Source organism: Streptomyces sp. DSM 110735, assembly GCF_016482685.1.
Taxonomy (GTDB): domain Bacteria; phylum Actinomycetota; class Actinomycetes; order Streptomycetales; family Streptomycetaceae; genus Streptomyces.
Genome location: NZ_JACYHF010000032.1, coordinates 38,240 through 58,980 on the forward strand (window position 1 = coordinate 38,240; position 20,741 = coordinate 58,980).

Annotated in this window: 18 protein-coding genes; 9 read left to right on the forward strand and 9 right to left on the reverse strand. The window is 73.3% G+C overall.

Annotated elements, in window-relative coordinates:
* The first annotated feature begins 85 nt into the window (after positions 1-85).
* Both IF655_RS29755 and IF655_RS29760 read left to right on the forward strand, forming a co-directional pair.
* Positions 86-2,575, forward strand: coding sequence for an ATP-dependent Clp protease ATP-binding subunit (locus IF655_RS29755; RefSeq protein ID WP_374100452.1), 2,490 nt, complete (start codon positions 86-88; stop codon positions 2,573-2,575).
* A 94-nt stretch (positions 2,576-2,669) separates the two neighbouring features.
* Positions 2,670-3,026, forward strand: coding sequence for a thioesterase family protein (locus IF655_RS29760; RefSeq protein ID WP_199588266.1), 357 nt, complete (start codon positions 2,670-2,672; stop codon positions 3,024-3,026).
* A gap of 15 nt (positions 3,027-3,041) precedes the next feature.
* Here IF655_RS29760 and IF655_RS29765 read toward each other — a convergent pair whose 3' ends face one another.
* Both IF655_RS29765 and IF655_RS29770 read right to left on the reverse strand, forming a co-directional pair.
* The gene (locus IF655_RS29765; protein ID WP_199588267.1) at positions 3,042-3,404 is read right to left on the reverse strand and encodes an NUDIX domain-containing protein; all 363 of its coding nucleotides are present in this window, start codon (positions 3,402-3,404) and stop codon (positions 3,042-3,044) included.
* A 99-nt stretch (positions 3,405-3,503) separates the two neighbouring features.
* Entirely contained in the window at positions 3,504-4,091 is a 588-nt protein-coding gene (locus IF655_RS29770) for a thioredoxin domain-containing protein (protein ID WP_199588268.1), read from the reverse strand.
* A 156-nt stretch (positions 4,092-4,247) separates the two neighbouring features.
* On the opposite strand from IF655_RS29770, the gene IF655_RS29775 reads away from it, so the two are divergent.
* Both IF655_RS29775 and IF655_RS29780 read left to right on the forward strand, forming a co-directional pair.
* The gene (locus tag IF655_RS29775; protein WP_199588269.1) at positions 4,248-6,362 is read left to right on the forward strand and encodes a SpoIIE family protein phosphatase; all 2,115 of its coding nucleotides are present in this window, start codon (positions 4,248-4,250) and stop codon (positions 6,360-6,362) included.
* Positions 6,363-6,581: 219 nt separating this feature from the next.
* Positions 6,582-8,510: a glycoside hydrolase family 5 protein gene (locus tag IF655_RS29780; RefSeq protein WP_199588270.1), complete on the forward strand. Its 1,929-nt coding sequence runs from the start codon at positions 6,582-6,584 to the stop codon at positions 8,508-8,510.
* A gap of 46 nt (positions 8,511-8,556) precedes the next feature.
* On the opposite strand, the gene IF655_RS29785 is transcribed toward IF655_RS29780, so the two are convergent.
* The 4 genes from IF655_RS29785 to IF655_RS29800 form a co-directional block, all read right to left on the reverse strand.
* The gene (locus IF655_RS29785; RefSeq protein WP_199588271.1) at positions 8,557-9,384 is read right to left on the reverse strand and encodes a transferase; all 828 of its coding nucleotides are present in this window, start codon (positions 9,382-9,384) and stop codon (positions 8,557-8,559) included.
* Positions 9,381-10,652: a glycosyltransferase family 4 protein gene (locus IF655_RS29790; protein WP_199588272.1), complete on the reverse strand. Its 1,272-nt coding sequence runs from the start codon at positions 10,650-10,652 to the stop codon at positions 9,381-9,383. The genes IF655_RS29785 and IF655_RS29790 overlap by 4 nt, the downstream gene beginning before the upstream one ends.
* A 107-nt stretch (positions 10,653-10,759) precedes the next feature.
* Positions 10,760-11,641 (reverse strand): diacylglycerol kinase family protein, encoded by an 882-nt coding sequence (locus tag IF655_RS29795; RefSeq protein WP_199588273.1) that lies wholly within the window; start codon positions 11,639-11,641, stop codon positions 10,760-10,762.
* 36 nt (positions 11,642-11,677) lie between these two features.
* A complete protein-coding gene (locus IF655_RS29800; protein ID WP_199588274.1) occupies positions 11,678-13,261 on the reverse strand; it encodes an FAD-binding oxidoreductase in 1,584 nt (527 codons plus the stop codon).
* A 104-nt stretch (positions 13,262-13,365) separates the two neighbouring features.
* Between IF655_RS29800 and IF655_RS29805 the strand changes: the two genes are divergently transcribed.
* The 3 genes from IF655_RS29805 to IF655_RS29815 are packed head-to-tail and all read left to right on the forward strand — an operon-like array spanning position 13,366 to position 16,251.
* Positions 13,366-13,965 (forward strand): TetR/AcrR family transcriptional regulator, encoded by a 600-nt coding sequence (locus IF655_RS29805; protein WP_199588275.1) that lies wholly within the window; start codon positions 13,366-13,368, stop codon positions 13,963-13,965.
* Positions 13,962-15,533 carry a glycerol-3-phosphate dehydrogenase/oxidase gene (locus IF655_RS29810; RefSeq protein WP_199588276.1) on the forward strand — a complete coding sequence of 524 codons (1,572 nt, stop codon included), beginning with the start codon at positions 13,962-13,964 and terminating at the stop codon, positions 15,531-15,533. Before IF655_RS29805 ends, IF655_RS29810 begins: the two co-directional genes overlap by 4 nt.
* 37 nt (positions 15,534-15,570) lie before the next feature.
* Positions 15,571-16,251: a hypothetical protein gene (locus tag IF655_RS29815; protein ID WP_242488994.1), complete on the forward strand. Its 681-nt coding sequence runs from the start codon at positions 15,571-15,573 to the stop codon at positions 16,249-16,251.
* Here the strand turns inward: IF655_RS29815 and IF655_RS29820 are convergent.
* Positions 16,239-16,715: a MarR family winged helix-turn-helix transcriptional regulator gene (locus IF655_RS29820; RefSeq protein ID WP_199588277.1), complete on the reverse strand. Its 477-nt coding sequence runs from the start codon at positions 16,713-16,715 to the stop codon at positions 16,239-16,241. The two genes, IF655_RS29815 and IF655_RS29820, sit on opposite strands and share 13 nt — an antisense overlap.
* Positions 16,716-16,822: 107 nt before the next feature.
* Here IF655_RS29820 and IF655_RS29825 point away from each other — a divergent pair, with 107 nt between their 5' ends.
* A complete protein-coding gene (locus tag IF655_RS29825) occupies positions 16,823-17,242 on the forward strand; it encodes a DUF1398 family protein (RefSeq protein WP_199588278.1) in 420 nt (139 codons plus the stop codon).
* A gap of 30 nt (positions 17,243-17,272) precedes the next feature.
* Here IF655_RS29825 and IF655_RS29830 read toward each other — a convergent pair whose 3' ends face one another.
* Together IF655_RS29830 and IF655_RS29835 are read right to left on the reverse strand one after the other, a co-directional pair.
* Complete coding sequence (locus tag IF655_RS29830; RefSeq protein ID WP_199588279.1) at positions 17,273-18,466, reverse strand: MFS transporter; 1,194 nt, start codon at positions 18,464-18,466, stop codon at positions 17,273-17,275.
* Positions 18,467-18,619: 153 nt separating this feature from the next.
* Complete coding sequence (locus IF655_RS29835; RefSeq protein WP_199588280.1) at positions 18,620-19,402, reverse strand: SDR family NAD(P)-dependent oxidoreductase; 783 nt, start codon at positions 19,400-19,402, stop codon at positions 18,620-18,622.
* A 110-nt stretch (positions 19,403-19,512) separates the two neighbouring features.
* Here IF655_RS29835 and IF655_RS29840 point away from each other — a divergent pair, with 110 nt between their 5' ends.
* A complete protein-coding gene (locus tag IF655_RS29840; protein ID WP_199588281.1) occupies positions 19,513-20,355 on the forward strand; it encodes a helix-turn-helix transcriptional regulator in 843 nt (280 codons plus the stop codon).
* Positions 20,356-20,741: the final 386 nt, after the last annotated feature.

Consider the following 20,741-nt stretch of genomic DNA (forward strand, 5'->3'; position numbering starts at 1 on the left):
ACGGGACTTCCTCAAGGACCCTGTGATTAGGTGGGGTTTCCCGCACGGGGAGATGAGGAGGCTGATGAACGTGTCAGTGCCACCGATGGGCTTCGGCTCTTTTGGATCGTCAGATCCTTTCTCCGATCTGTTGAATCGTTTCTTCGGGATGTCGGCCACGTCCTCGCCGCCCGCCGTGCAGCGGGTGCCGGTGGGCCGACTGCTCACCGAGTCCGCGCGTGAACTCATAGCGCGCGCCTCGCGCCGTGCCGCCGAGGACGGCAGCGAGGATCTGGACACCGAGCATCTGCTGTGGGCGGCGACCCAGGTCGAGCCGTCCCGTTCCCTGCTGGCCCGCGCCGGGGCGGACCCGGACAACCTGGCCAAGGAGCTGGAGGCGTCCCTGCCCGCGGGCAGCGGCACCCCGTCCGCCGAGCCGGGTCTCACCCCGGCCGCCAAGCGGGTGCTGATCGGCGCCCACGCCCGCTCGCAGGCGAGCGGCGCCTCGTACATCGGACCCGAGCACATCCTCCAGGCGCTGCTCGACCCGGGCAACGACCAGGCGACCACGGTCGCCCGCAACCTCGGGGTGGACACCGACCGCGTCGCCCGCGACGCCGGTACGGCCGCGCGCGCCGAGGTCCCGCAGGAGCCGAGCAGCACGCCGACCCTGGACGAGTACGGACGTGATCTGACCGCCGACGCCAGGGCCGGGAAGCTCGACCCGGTGGTCGGCCGGGGCGAGGAGATCGAGCAGACGATCGAGATCCTCTCGCGCCGCTCGAAGAACAACCCGGTGCTCATCGGTGAGCCGGGTGTCGGCAAGACCGCCATCGTGGAGGGTCTGGCGCAGCGCATCGTCTCCGGTGACGTGCCGCGCACGCTGGAGGGGCGCCGGGTCGTCGAGCTGGACGTGGCCGGGCTGGTCGCCGGAGCCAAGTACCGGGGCGAGTTCGAGGAGCGGCTGAAGAAGGTCATCAAGGAGGTGACCGAGGCGTCGGAGGAGGTCGTCCTCTTCATCGACGAGCTGCACACGGTCGTCGGCGCCGGTGGCGGCGGCGAGGGCTCCATGGACGCGGGCAACATCCTCAAGCCCGCCCTCGCCCGGGGCGAGCTGCATGTCGTCGGCGCGACCACGCTCGACGAGTACCGGAGGTACGTCGAGAAGGACGCCGCCCTGGAGCGGCGCTTCCAGCCGGTCAAGGTGCCCGAGCCCTCTGTCGAGGAGACCGTGCAGATCCTGGAGGGGCTGCGCGACGCCTACGAGGCGCACCACCAGGTGCGCTTCAGCGACGCGGCGCTGGTCGCGGCGGCCGAGCTGTCCGACCGGTACATCGCGGACCGCTTCCTGCCCGACAAGGCGATCGACCTGCTCGACCAGGCCGGTGCGCGGGTCCGGCTGCGCTCGCGCGGGAAGTCCAAGGAGGTCCAGGACCGCGAGGACCGGCTCGCCCGGCTCAACCGGGAGAAGGACGAGGCGGTCGCGAGCGAGGCGTTCGACCGCGCCAAGGACCTCAAGCACGAGATCGCCGAGCTGGAGAACGAGCTGGCGCAGATCGAGGAGCGCCGCGAGGGCGTCGTCGCGGTCACCGAGAACGACATCGCGGAGATCGTCTCCCGCAGGACCGGCATCCCGGTCGCACAGCTCACCGAGAGCGAGAAGGAGCGCCTGCTCAAGCTGGAGGACGCGCTGCACGACCGCGTCGTCGGCCAGGACGAGGCGGTCCTCGCCATCGCCCAGGCGGTGCGCCGCAACCGGGCGGGCATGGGCGACCCGAACCGCCCGGTGGGCTCCTTCCTGTTCCTCGGTCCGACCGGTGTCGGCAAGACGGAGCTGGCCAAGGCGCTCGCGGAGCTGCTCTTCGGCGACGAGGACCGGCTGATCCGGTTCGACATGAGCGAGTTCCAGGAGAAGCACACCGTCTCCCGCCTGGTCGGCTCCCCGCCCGGGTACGTCGGTTACGACGAGGCGGGGCAGCTCACCGAGAAGGTGCGCCGACAGCCGTACAGCGTCGTGCTGTTCGACGAGGTGGAGAAGGCGCACCCGGACGTCTTCCACACGCTGCTCCAGGTGCTGGACGACGGGCGGCTGACCGACTCCCAGGGACGCACCGTGGACTTCCGCAACACGGTGGTGATCCTCACCAGCAACATCGGCTCGCAGTTGATCCTCGCCCACCAGGGCAAGGTGGACGAGATCCGGGGCGAGCTGGAGTCGGTGCTCCAGGGGCACTTCCCGCCGGAGTTCCTGAACCGCATCGACGAGACGATCGTCTTCCACGCGCTGTCCGAGCAGAACCTCGGGCACATCATCGACCTGCTCCTGGAGCGCAGCGCCAAGCGGGTCCGGGCGCAGGGCATCCATCTGGAGGTCACGGAGGCGGCGAAGAAGCTGCTCGTCGCGCACGGCTACAAGCCGGAGTTCGGCGCGCGTCCGCTGCGCCGCACGATCCAGACCGAGCTGGACAACCGGATCGCGGAGCTGGTGCTCTCCGGTGAGGTGGACAAGGGCGACACGATCGTGGCGGACGTGGTGGACGACTCGCTGCACCTGAGCGTGCGTCACCCGGAGAAGTCCGAGGCGCCCGCGAAGTAGCGGACGGCGCCCGCGAAGTAGCGGACGTCACCGGTCGGAGGGGCGTACGGAGGCTTTCCGTACGCCCCTTCCGTTCGCCCGCTACCGTGTGGCCATGCGCCATGAGGTGACCGACGCCGACACGGCGGAGGCGGTGGGCAGCGGTGACGTACCCGTGCTCGCCACCCCGCGCCTGATCGCCTGGCTGGAGGCGGCGACCGTACGGTCCGCCGTGCCGTTCACCGGCCCCGGCCTGACCACCGTGGGAACCGCCGTGCGGGTACGGCATCTGCGGGCCACCCGGGTGGGCGGGCACGTGGAGGTGACCGCCGAGCCGCCGCCCGGCGAGCCGGGACGGCGGCTGACGTTCGCGGTGCAAGCCGTGGACGGCGCGGGTGAGTTGGTGGCGACGGGCGAGATCGACCGGGTGATCGTGGACCGCGCGGACTTCCTCGCGGCGGCGCCCGGCTGATTCTCGTTCTCCTGCTCAGACCGGGCTGTGCCCCCGGAGGTAGGCGACCACCGCCGGGGGCAGTCCGGCGCTCTCCGCCTCCTCGAACGGCAGCCACTTGATCGCCTCCGGCGAGAGCCGGGCGCCGCCCGAGGGGTCGTCCGTGAGCAGGCTGCACAGCACGGCCGGGGGCTCCTGTCCGGGCTCCAGGGGCTGGGAGCCGTCGACGAGATAGCCGGTGAGTTCGTACACGACCCGGGCGGCGGCTGCCTCCGCCGACTCCGCCTCCTCGGCGGACCCCGAGGGCAGCACCCATCCATTGCCCTCGGTCACCAGCAGCAGCCGTCCGTCGTACGGCACCACCGCTTGGACCCCGCCCCCGGTCTGCTCCCACGTCATGACCCGTGCACCCCATCCCTGTTCGCAGGTCGGCCGTCCGGCCGCGCGGCCGGACGGTCGTCTCCTACCCAGGGGCCGAGCGCCCCGCACTCGAACGGTTCAGGACGTGATCTGGGAGAGGAACTTCTGCGGGTCGGTGTCGACCTCGCCCTCGACGGTGACGACGGGGATGTTCTCCTTGTCGTACCAGACGGCAGGGGTACCGGGCAGCCCGAAGGTCTCGAAGGTGGAGATGGACTCGCCCGCCCAGGTCACATAGGTGTGCCCGGACACCTTCTGGTCGAAGTCGGAGGAGCGCAGCCCGTCCACGCCGTTCGCCACGGACAGCAGCACGGAGGCGTCGGAGAACTTGTCCTCGCCGGGCGGGAAGGGCTGGTTGTCGAACAGCGCCGCCAGATACCCGATGAGCTGTGCCTGCCCGGCATCGCTCGCGGCAGCCAGTGCGGCGACGGCCTGCTGGTCACCGTCCCCACCCACGCTGTCGTCGATGGCCCCGGCGAAGTGGAACTTCACGACAGCCTTGCCGTCGTCCGCGAGCTGCTTGATCGTGCCGAGCAGCGCCTTGGCCATCCGAGCGGACGCCCGGTCACGCATCTCCAGAAACACCTGCAGCTCATGCGGCGCCGACAGATCACCGTAGTAGAGCGTCTTCCCGTCGGACCCGGTCGTGTGTGCGGGAGTGGTCATGGTCTTGAGCTTGGCACAAACCGCCGCATTCTGTCCTGACAGAGCTGCGGGCAGTCGGCGCAGCGGCACCGGCCCGCACCCGCACACGACCCCGTCCGCCACATCGCCGAAGGCACCCCGCACGACACCCAGCCACCCCTGGCGCAGCATGGATAGGTGAACGCATCGCAGGACATGACCGCAGACCGAGGCAGAGGCCGGGACCTCGACGGCGCGGTGCTGGACGCCCTGTTCGCGGACTCCCCCCACCCCGTGTACGTCCTGGACACCGAACTCCGCCTCGTCGGCTTCAACGACGCCGCAGGACACTTCCGCCACCTGCCCCCCACCGGCGCCCTCGGCATGCCCCTGCGCCAGTGGGCACCCGGTCTGCACCACGAACAGGTCGAGGCGATGCTCCGCGAGGTCCTGACCACCGGCGAGCCCAGGTCGGACTTCGAGGTGGAGCACCGCCCCGTACCGGACGCCGCCCCCGGCGCCGGTCTCCCCCACACCGTCCTGTCCCTCGCCGCGTTCCGCCTGCGGGACTCCGTGCGCGGGGTGAAGGGACTGGCGCTGAGCGTGATGGACGCGACCGACCGCTACCGGGCGCAGGTCCGCCTGGATGTGCTGCGGCAGGCGAGCGCGCGGATCGGCACCACGCTCGACATCGTGCACACGGCGCAGGAGCTGGCGGACGTGTGCGTGCCCGATCTCGCGGACACGGTGGTGATCGACGTCCTGGACGCGGTACTGCGCGGCGACGTGCCCCCGCTGGACTCGCTCGGCCACGATCTGCTGCTGCGCTGCGCGGGCTACAGCTCGGTGCGGCCGACGAACGGACACCGTCCGATCGAGGTCGGCAGCGTGCTGGAGCCCGGTCTGTCCTCGCGCTACAAGCAGGTCCTCACCGAGCGGCGCCCGGTGCTGCTCGGCGGTCCGGACGGCCACGAGGAGGCGGAGACGCACGGCAGGAGCAACGCGCTGGTGCCGGAGCAGGACGCGCACTCGCGGATGGCGGTGCCGCTCGCCGCCCGGGGCGGCATCCTCGGACTCGCCCGCTTCTACCGGCAGCGCACCGCCGTCCCCTTCACCGAGGACGACCTCCGCCTCGCCGACGAGCTGACCCGGCACACCGCGCTGTGCCTGGACAACGCGCGGCTCTACACGCGCGAGCGCTCAGTGGCCCGCATCCTCCAGCTCAGCCTGCGCCCGGTGCACGTGCCCGGGCACAGCGCGGTGGAGACGGCGCACAGCTACCTGCCGAGCAGCACCAGCGGGGACTGGTTCGACATCATCCCGCTCTCCGGCGCGCGCGTCGGGCTCGTCGTCGGGGAGCCGCCGACCCGGGGCATCCGGGCGGCGGTGACCATGGGCGGGCTGCGCGCGGCCATCGGCGCCCTGGCGACCCTGGACCTGCCGCCGGAGGAGCTGCTGGAGCGGGTGCACGACCTGGTGTCCCGGCTGGACGCGGAGGAGTCCCGCCACCCGGACGAGACGCTGGACAGCAGACGCGCGGGCACGAGCTGTCTGTACGCGGTCTACGATCCGGTCTCGCACCGCTGCACCCTGGCCAGCGCGGGCCATCCGCCGCCCGCCGTGGCCCGCCCCGGCGAGCCGGTGGCCTTCGCGGACATGCCGATCGGACCCCCGCTGGGGCGCGGGGCGCCGCGCTACCACTCGGTGCGCGTCGAGCTGCCCGTGGGCACGCTGGTCATGCTCTGCAATCCGGTGCTGCTGCGTGACGCGAGCCCCGACTCCCAGGAGCAGTTGGCCCGGCTCGGCGAGGCGCTGCGCCCCGAGGACCGTCCGCTGCCGGACATCGTCAAGACGATCCTGAGCGATCTGGCGCGCCCGCATCCCACCGGCGACGGGGTGCTGCTGCTCGCCCGCACGCTCGGTCTGGGCAGCGACCGCGTCGCCTCCTGGTCCCTGCCGAACGAGCCGGAGGCGGTCGGTCAGGCACGCAGCCGCACGGAGGAGCGGCTGGACCACTGGGGTCTCGCGGAGCTTGCCTTCACGGCGACGCTGGTGGTCAGCGAGCTGGTCACCAACGCCGTGCGCTACTCGGAGGGACCGATCCGGCTGCGGCTGGTCCGTGACCATGCGGCGCTGATCATCGAGGTGACCGACGACAGCAGCACCGCGCCCCAGTTGCGGCACGCGGAGGACGACGACGAGCACGGGCGGGGGCTGTCCATCACCTCGCAGCTCACCGAGCACTGGGGCACCCGGCGCGAGCACCGGGGCAAGACCATCTGGGCGGAACTGGCGCAGCACGCGGCGGCCTGAGCGCCTCCGTCCGGACCTGCCCCCGTCTGTCCCGCCGCGCCGCCCACACCCGTGCGCGCGTGTGGTCCGTACCGCCGGGGAATCCCTTCCGCTCGGGGTGCGCGGTGGTGGAGACTGCCGCCCAGCCGGTGCGGCCGTCACTGCCGCCCGCTTGTGCAACTCCCTTATTTTTCAGGCGTGTTCACGCGCCTTCATCCCCGGAAGACCAAGGGCTCCCCCATGCCGACAGCTTCACCTTCCCTGCGTCTGGCCGCCACGGCCGCAGGGCTGCTTCTCGTCTCCACCGCGGCCACCGCCGCGCACGCGGCGCCCCACGCCACCGCGGCTCCTGCCGCCGACGCGCACGGCGCCCGGGCGGCGGACGCCGCCGCCGGTTGGCACGGTCCGCTGTCCACCCAGGGCCGCTACATCGTCGACAGCCGGGGCGAGCGCTTCCGGCTGAAGTCGGCCAACTGGGACGGCGCGCAGGGCTCGTGGAACGGCAGCGGCAGCACCGACGACCCGGCGAACCACCACGCGGGCCAGGACTCGCACAACATCCCGCTCGGTCTCGACCGGGTGCCGATGGCCCAACTGATGTCCGACTTTCACCAGTTGGGCATCAACAGCATCCGGCTGCCGTTCTCCAACGAGATGATCCACTCCACGGCGACGGTCCCCGACGCCGCCGTCGCCGCCAACCCCCAACTGCGCGGCAAGACCCCGCTCCAGGTCTACGACGCGGTGGTGAACGCGCTCAGCGACAGCGGGTTCGCGGTCATCCTCAACAACCACACCAACACCTCCCGTTGGTGCTGTGGCGTCGACGGAAACGAGCGGTGGAACACCAGCCAGACCACGCAGAAGTGGGCGGACGACTGGGTGTTCATGGCGCGCCGCTACGCCTCGGTGCCCGGCGTGGTCGGCGCCGACCTCTACAACGAGGTCCGCCGCAACATCCTCGACGACCCCAACTGGGGGCTGGGCGACGACCACGACTGGTATGCCGCCGCCCAGTTGGCCGGTGACCGCATTCTGACCGAGGGCAATCCGAACCTGCTCATCGTGATCGAGGGCATCAACTGGACGGGCCTGCCCGTGGACGGTCTGCCGCACGGCCGCCCGATGCTCACCCCGGTGCGCACCCTGTCCCACACCCTGGTGAACGCGCACAAGCTGGTCTATTCCGCGCACTTCTACGGCTACACCGGTCCGCACCACAGCGGCGCGACCGGCGTGGGCGAGACCCACGACGCCCGCTACCAGGACATGTCCCGCGACGAGTTGGGGCAGGCCATGTACGACGAGGCGTTCTTCGTGGAGGAGAACGGCAAGCACTACACGGCGCCGGTGTGGATCAGCGAGTTCGGCGCCGGGTCGGGTGACACCAACGCGAAGGCGCGTACCTGGTTCACCAACACCACCGACTACTTCGCGGACCACGACGCCGACTTCGCGTACTGGCCGCTGGTCGGCTTCGAGGGGCACGACGACTGGGCGCTGCTGCGCTACGACACCGCCGGGCACCGCTCGGGCATCCTCGACTCCGGCGACTGGCGGGCGGCGGGCTGGCAGCGGCTGATGGCCGACTCGGGCAAGACGGGCGCGGTGGCTGCGGTGCCGGTGTGGCGGATGCTGAGCACCGATCACGGGGACGCGGTGGAGTCCCTGAAGGCGAAGGCGGCCGGCGACTGGGACTCGGGCGCCTACAAGGCTGCCTGCCCGGACGGGCTGCGGCTGATCGGGCTGAGCCACACAGGCGGGCGCGGGCTGTGCACGGACGCGGGCGCCTTTGACCTGCGCGCCGCCGACGGCGGTCAGACGGTGGTGAACGACGAGCGGTACGTCCCCTCGGGCGGCGACTGGGCGTCGGGGTACACCAAGTTCCAGTGCCCGTCGGGGGCGTTCCTCATCGGGTACAGCCTGCGCGGCGAGCGGGTCTCGGCGGCGGTGTGCGCGCCGGGCAAGGGCGCGCTCGGCGGCAGCGGGCGCACGGTGTGGTTCGACCGCTCCGACAACCGTCCCTCCGACGGCGCGGGCGGCGACTTCGCCGAGGGCAACTACAAGGGCCAGTGCGCGGTGAACGAATACGCGGCGGGCATCGCCTTCACCACCCGCCTGGGCAGCCGCCCGGGACCCGCGGCGCTGCTGTGCCGCACCCTGCCCTGACCGACGGCTCGCGGCCCACGCTTCACGGCGCGGGCCGCGACCCCGGTCAGCGAGCGGGTCCGACGTCGAAGGACAGGTCGTTGTCGACCGTGTAGTACGGCCGCACGGTGGCACCCCCGACCCGTGCCGTCGGGTGGACGAAGGAGTGCTTGCGGTCGGCGACGTCGTCCAGGAGGCGCCCGGCGCGTACCGGCGCGGCACCGGCTTCGGGCAGGACGTACACGTCCCAGTAGCCCGGCGCGTCCGGCGTCTCGGCGCCGACCAGTTCGGCGTGGTCGACGGTGAAGGCGAAGCCCCTGCGGTCGGCGTCCACGGCGGGGGTCACGGTCACCTCCCGGTCCCGGCTGCCGCGCAGCCGTACCCGTACGACGCCGTCGTCGGTGAACTCGGTGCCGTGCAGGCGGGCGGTGACCCTCGTGGTGCGCTCCCCCACGTCGACGCGGTCGGTCTCGGCGTGCGCGGGGCGCAGCCAGGTCCGCAGCGCGAGGTGGCCGTCCTTGGTGGCGTACGGGACGCGCACCGCGACCGGCGCGGGCCACGCGCGCGAGTGGCCGTCGAGGAGGGTGCGCAGGTCGCGCGGACCGGAGCGCAGCCGCTCGGGTCCGGCGCCGGGCGCGCGGACCAGGAGCACGTCCCAACGGCCCTCGGTGAGCACGGGTTTGGGCTCCAGTACGGCGCGGAGGCGTCCGTCGCCCGCCGGTTCGAGGGGGAGGGCGTGTTCCTCGGGTTCCGGTTCGCCCTTGGCGGGTCTGCCGCGCAGCAGGACGCGGACCTCGGGGTCTCCGGCGACGGACGCGGGGAGTTCGAAGGTGATCCGCCCGTCGGCGTCGGCGCGGCAGAGCGCGCGGGGTGCGGTGCCGTTCGGTGTCGTCATCGGCGTGCTCCTCGCAGGCGCAGGGTCCTGAGGACGCGCGCGGCGGTGACGTGCGCGAGGTCGCGGGCGGCGTGGGCGGTGCCCGTGAGGGTGTGGCTCAGGGCGTCCGGGTCCGTGCCGGGGCGGTGTCCGGCGGCGCGGGCGGCGACCGCGTCGGTGAGCAGCCGTTCGGCCTCGGCCACCACGGACTCGGGGGCGTAGCGCCGGGCGTTCTCGGCGGCGGCGCGGCCCATGGCGCGGCGGCGCTCGTCGTCGCGGACGAGGTCGAGCAGGGCGGCGCCGAAGGCGTCGGGGTCGCCGGGCGGGACGAGCCTGCCGTCCACGCCGTCCCGGATGATCTCGCCGGGTCCGTAGCGGCAGTCGGTGCTGACGACGGGGAGTCCGCAGCGCATCGCCTCGACGATGGTCATGCCGAAGGGTTCGAAGACCGAACTGGCCGCTCCGATGGACGCCTTGACCCACTCGCCCTCCATGGGGGCGGTGGCACCCATCAGATGGACGTTGTTGCTGAGTCCGAGTTCGTGGACGAGGTCGCGCAGCCGGTCGCGTTCCTCTCCGATGCCGTAGACGCGCAGGCGCCAGTCGGGGTGTTCGGCGGCGACCTTGGCGAAAGCGCGCACGAGGAGGTCGTAGCCCTTGACCGGGACGAGCCGTCCGGCGGCGACGATCAGTTTGGCGCGGCCGTCGGCGGGCGGCAGTACGGGGTCGGGCACGCTGTTGGGCAGCGCCTGGACGGGGACGCGGGCGAGGCGTGCCTGGCGGCGGTAGACGCGGGCGTCGGCCTCGGTCACGGTGGTGAGCAGGTCCAGGCGGCGGTAGGCGCGGCGCAGGACGGTGCGCAGATGGGGCGAGTGGTGGTCCCAGGTGAGGTGCTCCTGCCCGACGCGCAGGACGCGGTCGGGAGCCTGGAGGGCGAGGTGCACGTTGAGTCCGGGGCGGGTGCCGATCACCACGTCGGCGTCGATGTCCGCGAGGCACCGGGCGATGCGCTCGTCGGTGAGCCGGCTGTACTGGCCGTGGCGCTGCTCGGCGGCGGGGAAGACCCGGGCGGGTTCCTTGTGCAGCGGGTCGTCGCGTTCGGTACGCAGGTCCACCAGGGGTCGCACCCGGACGCGGGGGTCCAGGGTGAGGGGTGGGTTGTCGCGGTTGCGCAGTACGGAGACGATCTCCACGTCGTGCCGTTCGGCGAGGGCTCCGGCCAGATTGAAGGTCGTGGTGATCGTCCCTCCGATTCCGTACGCGTTGTGCAGAAGGAAAGAGATCTTCATATTGGTTCAGACCTCGGTGACGCGCCGTTGGTTGCGCGACGTTATCAGTTCGCCGCTCGCGGGCGTCGGCGCCGTTGACCCGGTGCGGCGGGGCGCCTTCGGCGCGGTCAGCAGAGCACGGCGAGGTCGCGGGGGCGGACGCGCACGGTGACGGGCAGGGTGGCTTCCACCTCGCCGTCGGCGCCGTAGGGCAGCGCCCTGCCCGCCTCGATGCGCAGTTCCCGGCCGCGTACGACGCTCACCTCGGGGCGCCGCACATGGGTGCCGGTCTTGAGGTCGTTCATGAGGGCGAAGAAGAGGGTGCGGGGTGCCTCGCGGATGAACACGACGTCGAGGAGTCCGTCGTCGATCTCGGCATCGGGCGCGATGACCCGACCCGAGCCGTAATAGCGGGAGTTGGCGGCAACGACGGTGAAGCCCCGGTATTCGTGGGGGACTTCGTCGACAGTGACACGGAAGTCGGCAGGACGCCACCCGGCCACGGCGCGCAGACCGCCCGCGTAGTACGACGCCGAACCCCGCAGCAGGCGGGCGTGGTTGGCGTACTGGTTGGCGAGGGCGTCCACCCCGGCGTACACGCTGCCGAGGACGACGGTGCGGGGGTGGACGGCGGACTCGACCTCGATGGTGTCGACGTGCCGTGGCTCGGCGTGCAGCAGGACCTCGGCGAGGGCGGCGGGGTCTGCGGGCTGGCCGAGGGCGCGGACGAAGTCGTTGCCGCGTCCGGAGGGGATGAGACCGAGGAGGGTGCCGGTGCCGCTGAGGGCGCCGCCTATGGCGCCCGCCATGCCGTCGCCGCCGACGGCGAGGACGACGCGCCCCGATTCCCCTGCCGCGCGGGCGAGTTCGCGGGCGTGGTCGAGGTCGTGGCTGTACTCGGCCTCCAGTGTGGCGCCCGCCTCGCGGAGCAGGCGGCCGACCGCGAGGAGGGTGGCGGCCCCGGTGGAGCCGCCCGCGGTCGGGTTGACCACGGCGGTGAACTGGCGCATCGGTGTGCCTCCGGGGCGAAGCGGTCGGGGAGTCGGTCAGTCGGCGGGGAGCAGGACGCCGGGGTTGAGCACGCCGTCGGGGTCGAGGCGGTGCTTGACGGCGCGCAGGGCGTCGACGGCGAGCGGTCCCGCCTCGCGCACGTACCAGTCACGGTGGTCGGTGCCGACCCCGTGGTGGTGGGAGATGGTGCCCCCGGCGGCGAGGATCGCCTCGTTGGCGGCGTGCTTGGCGGGGGTCCAGTGGGCCACCGGGTCCTCGCCCTGGGCGCTGACGACGGTGAAGTAGAGGGAGGCGCCGTTCTCGTAGACGTGCGAGACGTGGCACATGACCAGCGGCGGGGTGCCCGCGCCGGTGAGGGTGTCGGTGAGCGCGGCGCGCACGGCGGCGTACAGCTCCGGGATGCGGGACCAGAACGCGGCGGTCTCCAGGGTCTCCGCGAAGGCTCCGGCGTCGAGGAGGGCGTCGCGCAGATAGGGCGCCGAGTAGCGCCCGTGGGCCCAGCGTTCGCCGGGTTCGGCGCCCGCGAAGGTGCCGCCGGACTCGCGCAGGACGGCGGCGGCGCGCTCGCGGCGCAGCGCGACGTCCTCCTCGGTGCCCTCGTACCCGGTGACGGCGAGACATCCCTGGTCCGAGGCGGCGCCGATGCGGTCGGGCTGGGCGAGGCCGATCAGGGTCTCGGTCTCGTCGGACAGGCGCAGCACGGTGGGCCGGGGTCCGTCCTGGGCGAGGCGGCGCAGCGCGGCGGTGCCCTCCGCGAAGGACGCGAACCGCCATGCCTCGTACACGCGTTGCTCGGGCAGCGGGCGGACGCGCACGGTCACGGAGGTGATGACGCCGAAGGCGCCCTCGGAGCCGAGGAACAACTGGCGCAGATCGGGTCCGGCGGCGGAGCGCGGCGCGCGGCCCGTCTCGATGGTGCCCTCGGGGGTGGCGAGGGTGAGACCGAGGACCATCTCGTCGAAGCGCCCGTATCCGGCGGACGCCTGTCCGCTGGAGCGGGCGGCGGCGAACCCGCCGACGGTGGCCCACTCGTAGGACTGCGGGAAGTGGCCGAGGGTGAACCCGCGCTCGGCGAGCAGGGCTTCTGCCTCGGGACCGCGCAGTCCGGGCTGGAGGACTGCGGTGCGGGAGACCGGGTCGAGGTCGAGCAGACCGTTCATGCGGCGCAGGTCGAGGGCGACGAACTCCCTTTGTTCCGGGGCGAGTCCGCCGACGACGCTGGTGCCGCCGCCGAACGGCACGACGGCGAGCCGGTGCGCGGCGCAGACGCGCAGCACGGCGAGGACCTGCTCGTGCGTGCCGGGCAGGACGACGGCGTGCGGTACGTCCGCGAGGTCGCCCGCGCGCAGGCGCAGCAGGTCGGGGGTGGACTTGCCGCGCGTGTGCCGGATGCGGGACTCGGCGTCGGTGCGCACGTGTTCGGGTCCGCCGACGGCGTCGGCGAGGGCGCCGAGCGCGGCCGGGTCGGCCGGGGTCGCGGGCAGGTCGAGGTCGGTGAGGGCGAGCGGGGCGGTGGTGCGCGGCCGGACGCCGAGCAGGTCGCGCAGCAGACCGGTCACGTTCTCGGGCAGCGGTGCCGCCTTGGCCGGGTCGCCCCAGCCGTTCCACAGCATGTCCATCGAACGGTCGTCCTCACCAACTCGGTTCACACGGAAGGCGGTTCACCCGGTGGTTCATCCGGCTCCGGGTCCGCAGAGCCCCTCGGGGCGTTACACTGTGACACATGACGTCCATCCGTCACAACAGTTCGGACGCCGACCCCGTGCTCGACGCGGTGCGCGACTGCGTCCTGGCCGTCGGCGTACGCCGCACCACCCTCGCCGACGTGGCCCGCCGCGCCGGGGTCTCCCGGATGACGCTCTACCGGCGCTGGCCCGATCTGCGGTCCCTGGTGGGCGACTTGATGACCCGCGAATGGCTCGCGGTCGCCACCCGGGTGCTCCCCGAGGAGCGGTCGGACACGCGAGCGCGCGAGCGGATCGTGGACGGACTGGTCACCGGGGTGGCCGAGTTCCGCGCCCATCCCCTCTTCCGCAAGATCGTCGACGTCGATCCGGAGCTGCTGCTCCCCTATGTGCTGGACCGGCGCGGCGCGAGCCAGCAGGCGCTGCTCGCCCTGCTGGTGGAGGCGCTGCGCGCGGGCGACGCGGACGGCTCGGTGCGCGTAGGACACCCCGAACGGCAGGCGCGCGCCCTGCTGTTGACCGTGCAGTCCTTCGCCCTGTCGCTGCGCACCATGACGGACGAGGACGACCCCGAGCTGGACTCCGCCGCCCTGCTCGGCGAACTGCGCACCCTTCTGGAGAGGACCCTCACGCCATGAGCCGTACGGACGCCTCCGCCGGGGCGACGCCGGGATCGTCCCTCGACGCCGCCCGGCGCACCCGTGAACTCGCCTCGTCCGCCGACGGATCGACGGCCGACGTACTGGTGGTCGGGCTCGGCGCCACGGGCGCCGGGGTCGCGCTGGACGCGGCTTCGCGCGGGCTGAGCGTGGTCGCGATCGACGCGCACGACCTCGCCTTCGGCACCTCCCGCTGGAGCTCCAAGCTGATCCACGGCGGGCTGCGCTATCTGGCCGCCGGGCAGTTCGACGTGGCGCACGAGAGCGCGGTGGAGCGCGGGGTGCTGATGACGCGCACGGCTCCGCATCTGGTGGCCGCGCAGCCGTTCGTGCTGCCGCTGACCCCGCTGGTCTCGCGCGGCCAGGCGTCGCTGGCGTGGGCCGGGTTCCGCGCCGGTGACATGCTGCGCCTCGCCGCCCGCACCCCGCGCCAGGTGCTGCCCGTGCCGCGCAGGCTCGCCGCCGCCGAGGCGCGACTGCTGGCCCCGGCGGTGCGTGCCGAGGGGCTGCGCGGCGGGCTGCTCTCCTGGGACGGCAAGGTGACCGACGACGCCCGTCTGGTCACCGCGCTCGCCCGCACCGCCGCAGCGCACGGCGCCCGGGTCCTCACCCGCGTCCGCGCGCTGCGCCTGGACGCCGGGGGCGCCCGGTTCCGCGACGAACTCACCGGTGAGGAAGGGGAGATCAGGGCGCGTGCCGTCGTCAACGCGACCGGCGTCTGGGCGGGCGGTCTGGTCGAGGGGCTGCGCGTGCGACCGTCCCGGGGCACTCACCTCGTCCTGCGCTCACGGCGGCTGGGCGCCCTGCCTGCCGGGCTGCACATCCCGGTCCCCGGCGAGACCAACCGGTTCGTCCTGGTCCTGCCGCAGGGCGACGGCCGTACCTACGTCGGTCTCACCGACGAGCCGGTGGAGGGCGAGATCCCCGACGAGCCCGAGGTGCCGGAGACCGACATCGGCTTCCTCCTCGACGTGCTCGGCTCGGTCCTCGACACACCGGTGCGCCGGGACGAGGTGGACGGCGCCTTCGCCGGACTGCGCCCGCTCCTGGACACCTCGGCGCCCGGGACGACCGGGGAGCGCACCTCCGACATCTCGCGCAGGCACGCCGTGCTCACCTCGGGCGAGGGCGTGGTCACGGTGGTGGGCGGCAAGCTGACGACGTACCGCCGCATGGCCGAGGACGCCGTGGACGCCGCCGTCGCCGCCCACCGCCTCCCGGCCGGACCCTCCCCCACCGCCGCGCTCCCCCTGGTCGGCGCCGCCGAACCGGCCGCCCTGCGCCGTCTGCCCGCCCCCACCCGCCTGGTCCGCCGCTACGGCACCGAGGCGGTCGCGGTGCACGCGCTGGCCGAGCGGGACCCGAGCCTGGCCGAGCCGGTGATACCCGGCCATCCGGTCACCCGCGCCGAACTCCTGTGGGCGGTGCGGCACGAAGCCGCCCTCGTGCCCTCCGACCTCCTCGACCGGCGCACCCGGATCGGCGTCGTCCCGCACGACCGGGCCGAGGCACTGGAGGCGGCGCGGGAGATGCTGGCGCGGGGGTAGGCGTTTCGCCGCACGCGTCCGGGGGGAGTCGGGGCGGATGGTGTCCCCCGGACCGGAACAGGCACGTCCCGCCCCGCACGAGACCCCCGGCGCCCCCGGGCAGCCCGCCCTGCTGCGCTTCGACGGCTGGATCACCGGCATCGGCACGACCTCCGGCACCCGGCTGGTCCTGGGTCACTGGCCGCGCTCGCCGTTCGGTCCGTTCAGCGACGTGATGGTGGAGACCGCCGAGGGCCACCGGGTGCTGCTGGCGCCGACCCGCCGGACCGCGGACTTCATCGCCGGGACGTACGGCTTCGACGAGGTCAGGATCGTGCCCATGGGGGTACGGACCGACGGCGCCCACTGGAGCGTGGACGCCGGTGCGCTGCTCGCCCTGCGTTTCACCGTCGGGCGGCGCGGACCGCTGGGGCTGCTGCTGCGGGCGGTGCCGGGACGGGTGGCGGCCAGTACGGCGTGCGCCACGGTGTTCGACCCGTTCGCCCGGCTGCTGGGCCTGCGCACCCGCGGCTCGGCGGGCCACGGCCGGTACGAGTGGTACGGCGCCCGCGATCTGCGCCGGGTCACCGCCGGGACGGCCGTGTACGAGGGGCGCGACCTCGGCGCCGTGGGACCCGTCGTGCCACCGGTGCTGTTCGGCTTCGGCTCGACACCGCGCGGACCGAGCCAGGCGCGGGTGACGACGACGGTACGGGTACCGGCGGGTCAGCGGTTCTGAGGCTCCGGGGTGCCCGCGTCCGTTTCGCTCGCGTCCGCCTCGTACCGGTCCAGTTCGGTCAGCAGCACCCGCAGGAAATCCCTGGCCGCGTGTACGTCCTCGCCCGGGATCTCGCCGAACACCGCGCGGTGCGTGGCGGCGGCGCGCTCGGTGACCCGGCCCAGCGCCTCGGCGCCCGCGCCGGTGAGGACCAGGAGGGGAGAGCCGCGGTGGTCCGGGTTGGGTTCGAAGGCCGCGAGGTCACGCTCCACCAGGTCGCCCGCGACCCGCTGGACGTTCTGGCGGCTCACCCCGAGCCGCCGCGCCGCCTGCGGAACGGTCAGCGGGCTCTCCGCCACCACGCTCATCACCTGCCACCGGGCCTGTGTGAGCCTCTCGGCGGCGGCGGTCCGCTCCCCCAGCCGCCGCAGCGCCCCCGCCGCCTCGTACAGGTCCGCGACCAGCAGCGCCGCCTCGTCACCCATGCCCAGCCTCCCGGCCCGCCGTCCGCTCTTCGTACCGCAACAGACTGCCACATCCGCAGCACCGAGCCACTTTGACAACATGTTGTCATGATGGCAACGTAGTGCCCATGACCCCACACACCGCAGTCCCGACCCTCAAGGCAGCCCTCGAACGCGGCGCCTCCCTCCGACCCCAGGTCGGCGGCTTCCCCCACCTCGCCGAGGCGCTGCGCCGGGCGGGGACCACCCGCTGCACGATGACCGTCCCGTCCGGGGCGATGCTCTACCTCACGGACGCCGGACCCGTCGCCGTCCAGGGCGAGCCGCTGATCACCGGAATGACCGACGTGCCGCCGTTCGACCGCGCCGCCCTGCTCGCCGCGCTCCGCGCCGACCAGGCGGGCGAGACGTCGTTCCCCGAGTTCGTGCGCGGCTGCTGGGAGGCGGGGGTCGTCCGGTACGACGTGGACCTGACGGCACGCACCTGCGTCTATCAGGGCGCCGGTGGCGAGACGTACACCGAGACGTACCCGGCGGTCGCCCTCTAGGGGCGGTCCCTTACGTCCCTGGAGGCACCGTCACAGCGCCTCCGGCGGCCGGTGTGCCACCCGGACGCCCACCGCCGCGACCAGCACGATCGCGCACGCCGTGAACACGATGCCCGCCTCGCGCACGCCGAGTGCCACGGCGAGGGCGCCCACGCCGACGACGGGCAGGGAGATGCCCAGGTAGGCGACGACGAAGAAGGCGGAGATGGTGGCGCCCCGGTGGTCCGGGGGCGCTGCCGCGCCGACCGCCGTGAGGCCCGCGCGGAACGCCATGCCCTGTCCGATCCCGCCCGCCACCGCCCCGGCGAGCAGCACCGGCAGCGACTCGGTCAGCAGCGAGACCCCGACCAGGACCAGTCCCGCCGCGAGCACCGCGCAGCCGGTCGGGAGCGCGGCGCGCGGGCCGAGGCGTCCCATGAGGACCTGGCCGACGGTCGAGGCGCAGAACACGCAGAACACGACGGCGCCGGTCACGGCGAGGTTGTGCTCGCCCAGGGTCTCGGTGAGGAAGGCGGGGGCGACCGCCGTGAAGAGACCGAGCAGGGAGAACCCGGCGAACGCGGCCAGCGCGCTCGGCCCGAACACCCCCCGCACCTGCGGCGGGATCGTCATGCCCTGGGGGCGCAGCGGAGGGCGCCGCCCCTCGTGGCGGACCGTCTCGGGCAGCAGGGCGGTGACGGCCAGCAGTCCGAGGTGCACGAGGAAGGGCAGGCTCAGCGGGCGGGGCGCGTACTGCGCGAGGAAGCCGGAGAGCAGCGGGCCGAGACCCAGTCCGCCCATGTTGGCGGCGGTGGCCGCGAGCGCGGCGCGCCCCCGCTGCCCGGCCGGTGCCAGATCGAGGACGGCCGCCGTGCCCGTGCCGCTGAGCAGCCCCGCCGAGAAGCCGGACAGCACCCGTCCGACGTAGAGCAGCGGCAGTCCCTGTTCGAAGAGGAAGCAGACCGCGCTGAGCGCCGAGAGCCCCAGGGCGCAGCCCAGCACCGGACGGCGTCCCAGGACGTCGGAGGCGCCGCCCGCGACCAGCAGCGCGGTGATGACGCCGACGGCGTAGACGGCGAACACCACCGTGACGATCAGCTCGGAGAACCCGATCTGCTGCCGGTAGAGCCCGTACAGCGGCGTGGGGAGCGTGGTGCCCATCATGCCCACGGCGAAGACGCCCGCGGCGGCCGCGTAACCCGGCCGCCGACGCCGACGCGCGGGCTCGGTGTCGGAGTCGATCACGCTCCACCATAGACACGGGCGCCCCGAGCGGGACCGGCGCGGATACGCCGGACGTGCGGGACGGCACGAGGCGCGCCGGACGCGCGGGACGTGCCGGACGCTCCACCCATGCCGGACGCTCCGCCCATGCCGGACGCTCCGGACGCGCCGGGCTCAGAGTCGCGCGCCCCCGTCGACCCGCAGGAGCGTGCCGCTGACGAACGACGCCCGGTCGCTGAGCAGCCACGCCGCCGCCTCGGCGATCTCCTCGGGCTCGGCCATGCGGCCCAGCGGGGTGTGCGCCGTGATCCGCTCCAGCAGACCCGGCGACTCGGTCTCCCACTCCCGGATCATCTCGGTGAGGGTGCCGCCCGGGGCGATGGCGTTGACGCGGATGCCCTCGGGTCCGTAGGTGACGGCGGCCGACTCGGTGAGGCTGTTCAGGGCGCGCTTCATCGCGCCGTAGACCGGCAGTTCGGGGTTGGCGCCGTGGCTGCCGACGGAGGAGGTGTTGACGATGGCGCCGCTCCCGGCGGTGGCCCGGATCGCGGCCACCTCGGCGGCCATGGCGAGCCACTGACCCTTGAGGTTGACGGCGTAGAGCCGGTCGAAGTCCGCCTCGGGGGTCTGGTCGAGCGGGCCGGGCTGCTGGCCGGAGGCGCCGTTGTTGAAGGCGACGTCCAGGCGGCCGTAGAGGTCCACGGCCCGCTCGACGGCGGCGCGCACCGAGTCGGCGTCGGCCAGGTCGCACACGGCGTACGCGGCGGTGCCGCCGTCGGCCGTGATCGCCTCGGTCACCGTCTTCAGTTGGTCCTCGGTGCGGGCGGCGAGCAGCACCCGGGCGCCCTCGCGGGCGAACAGCCGCGCCGCGGCGGCGCCGATCCCGCGTCCGGCCCCGGTGACGAGGGCGACCTTGCCGGCCAGCAGACCGAGGGAAGCAGTGGTGGTGTCAGTCATGTCTCCGAGCCTGCGCCCTCGCCGGGAACCCAGCCAGGTATCGCCGGTACCTGGCTGGATCTCGGCCGGTACCCCACCGCGCGCGGCAGGACGGCGGAATACTGGACGGCGTGGACAGAGGACAACTGGCCGGGTTCCTGCGCAGCAGGCGGGAGCGGATCGGGCCCGCCGAGGTGGGGCTGCCCGCCGGGGCGCGGCGGCGGACGCCGGGGCTGCGGCGCGAGGAGGTCGCCGAGCTGGCGTTCATCTCGACGGAGTACTACACGCAACTGGAGCAGGCGCGGGCGCCGCGCCCCTCGCGCGAGGTGCTGGCGGGGCTCGCGCGGGCGCTGCGTCTGTCCGACGCCGAGCGCGACCACCTCCACCACCTCGCGGGCACGCCTCCGGGCCCGCCGCCCGGACCCTCGCGCGAGGTGCCGCAGGGCATCCTCGACATGATCCACCGGCTGCCCAACTCGGCCGCGTTCGTGACCTCGGCGACCTACGAGGTGCTCGCCTGGAACGCGCTGACCGCCGCCCTGATGGAGGACTTCTCCGCCGTACCCCCGCGCGAGCGCAATCTCGTACGCCGCGCCTTCCTCGGACCCGCCCCGGGGGACGGGCGGTTGTACGGCGTGTCCGACGTGAACGAGTTCGCGCGGTCCGCCGTCCGGGGCCTGCGCTCCGCCGCCGCACGCTACCCCGATTCACCGGAGGTGACCGCGCTGGTCGACGAACTCCTCGCCGGAAGCCCGGAGTTCGCCCGCCTGTGGGACGCGCACGACGTGGCGGCAGAGCAGACCCTGCGCAAGACCTTCCGCCACCCGGCGGTCGGTCCGGTGACCGTCAACTGCGACACCCTGCACCTGCCCGACCGGGACCAGAACGTCGTCATCTACACCGCCGAGCCGGGCTCACCCTCCGAGGAGGCGCTGCGGCTGCTGGCGGACGGGCGCGTGGAAGTGTCCGGCTGAGGCGCGCCGTCGACTACGGCCGTCCCCTGCGGAAGGGGGACATGAGCCTCGGCGCGGCGGGCGGCGCCGCCGGACCGGGCGAAATCGGACACGGTTCCGTGACGTCGGTCACAGCGTTCTGATGACCTACGCGGGTCGCTTAGTAGACGGCACCTCGATGACAAATGGGATTTGTCCGTCTTGGTGTAGATGTGGATCATTCCTGACCGCATGGGGTGATCTTCACTCGGCGCCGCCCTCCGTTTTCGCGAACGCACAGGGTTTCTGACGACATGGCAGGGGTGGGCCCCCCCCCCCGCCCCCCGGGGGGGGCCCCCCCCCCGGGCCCCCCGGCGCCCGGCCGGGGGGGGGGGGGGGGGGTTGGGGCGGTGGGGTTTTAAAAAAGG

What these genes read in the sequence shown, in the direction of transcription:
- IF655_RS29755 (WP_374100452.1), top strand. Translation starts at nt 86, where the DNA reads ATGGGCTTCGGCTCTTTTGGATCGTCAGATCCTTTCTCCGATCTGTTG.
- IF655_RS29760 (WP_199588266.1), top strand. Translation starts at nt 2,670, where the DNA reads ATGCGCCATGAGGTGACCGACGCCGACACGGCGGAGGCGGTGGGCAGC.
- IF655_RS29765 (WP_199588267.1), bottom strand. Translation starts at nt 3,404, where the DNA reads ATGACGTGGGAGCAGACCGGGGGCGGGGTCCAAGCGGTGGTGCCGTAC.
- IF655_RS29770 (WP_199588268.1), bottom strand. Translation starts at nt 4,091, where the DNA reads ATGACCACTCCCGCACACACGACCGGGTCCGACGGGAAGACGCTCTAC.
- IF655_RS29780 (WP_199588270.1), top strand. Translation starts at nt 6,582, where the DNA reads ATGCCGACAGCTTCACCTTCCCTGCGTCTGGCCGCCACGGCCGCAGGG.
- IF655_RS29785 (WP_199588271.1), bottom strand. Translation starts at nt 9,384, where the DNA reads ATGACGACACCGAACGGCACCGCACCCCGCGCGCTCTGCCGCGCCGAC.
- IF655_RS29790 (WP_199588272.1), bottom strand. Translation starts at nt 10,652, where the DNA reads ATGAAGATCTCTTTCCTTCTGCACAACGCGTACGGAATCGGAGGGACG.
- IF655_RS29795 (WP_199588273.1), bottom strand. Translation starts at nt 11,641, where the DNA reads ATGCGCCAGTTCACCGCCGTGGTCAACCCGACCGCGGGCGGCTCCACC.
- IF655_RS29800 (WP_199588274.1), bottom strand. Translation starts at nt 13,261, where the DNA reads ATGGACATGCTGTGGAACGGCTGGGGCGACCCGGCCAAGGCGGCACCG.
- IF655_RS29805 (WP_199588275.1), top strand. Translation starts at nt 13,366, where the DNA reads ATGACGTCCATCCGTCACAACAGTTCGGACGCCGACCCCGTGCTCGAC.
- IF655_RS29810 (WP_199588276.1), top strand. Translation starts at nt 13,962, where the DNA reads ATGAGCCGTACGGACGCCTCCGCCGGGGCGACGCCGGGATCGTCCCTC.
- IF655_RS29815 (WP_242488994.1), top strand. Translation starts at nt 15,571, where the DNA reads ATGGTGTCCCCCGGACCGGAACAGGCACGTCCCGCCCCGCACGAGACC.
- IF655_RS29820 (WP_199588277.1), bottom strand. Translation starts at nt 16,715, where the DNA reads ATGGGTGACGAGGCGGCGCTGCTGGTCGCGGACCTGTACGAGGCGGCG.
- IF655_RS29825 (WP_199588278.1), top strand. Translation starts at nt 16,823, where the DNA reads ATGACCCCACACACCGCAGTCCCGACCCTCAAGGCAGCCCTCGAACGC.
- IF655_RS29835 (WP_199588280.1), bottom strand. Translation starts at nt 19,402, where the DNA reads ATGACTGACACCACCACTGCTTCCCTCGGTCTGCTGGCCGGCAAGGTC.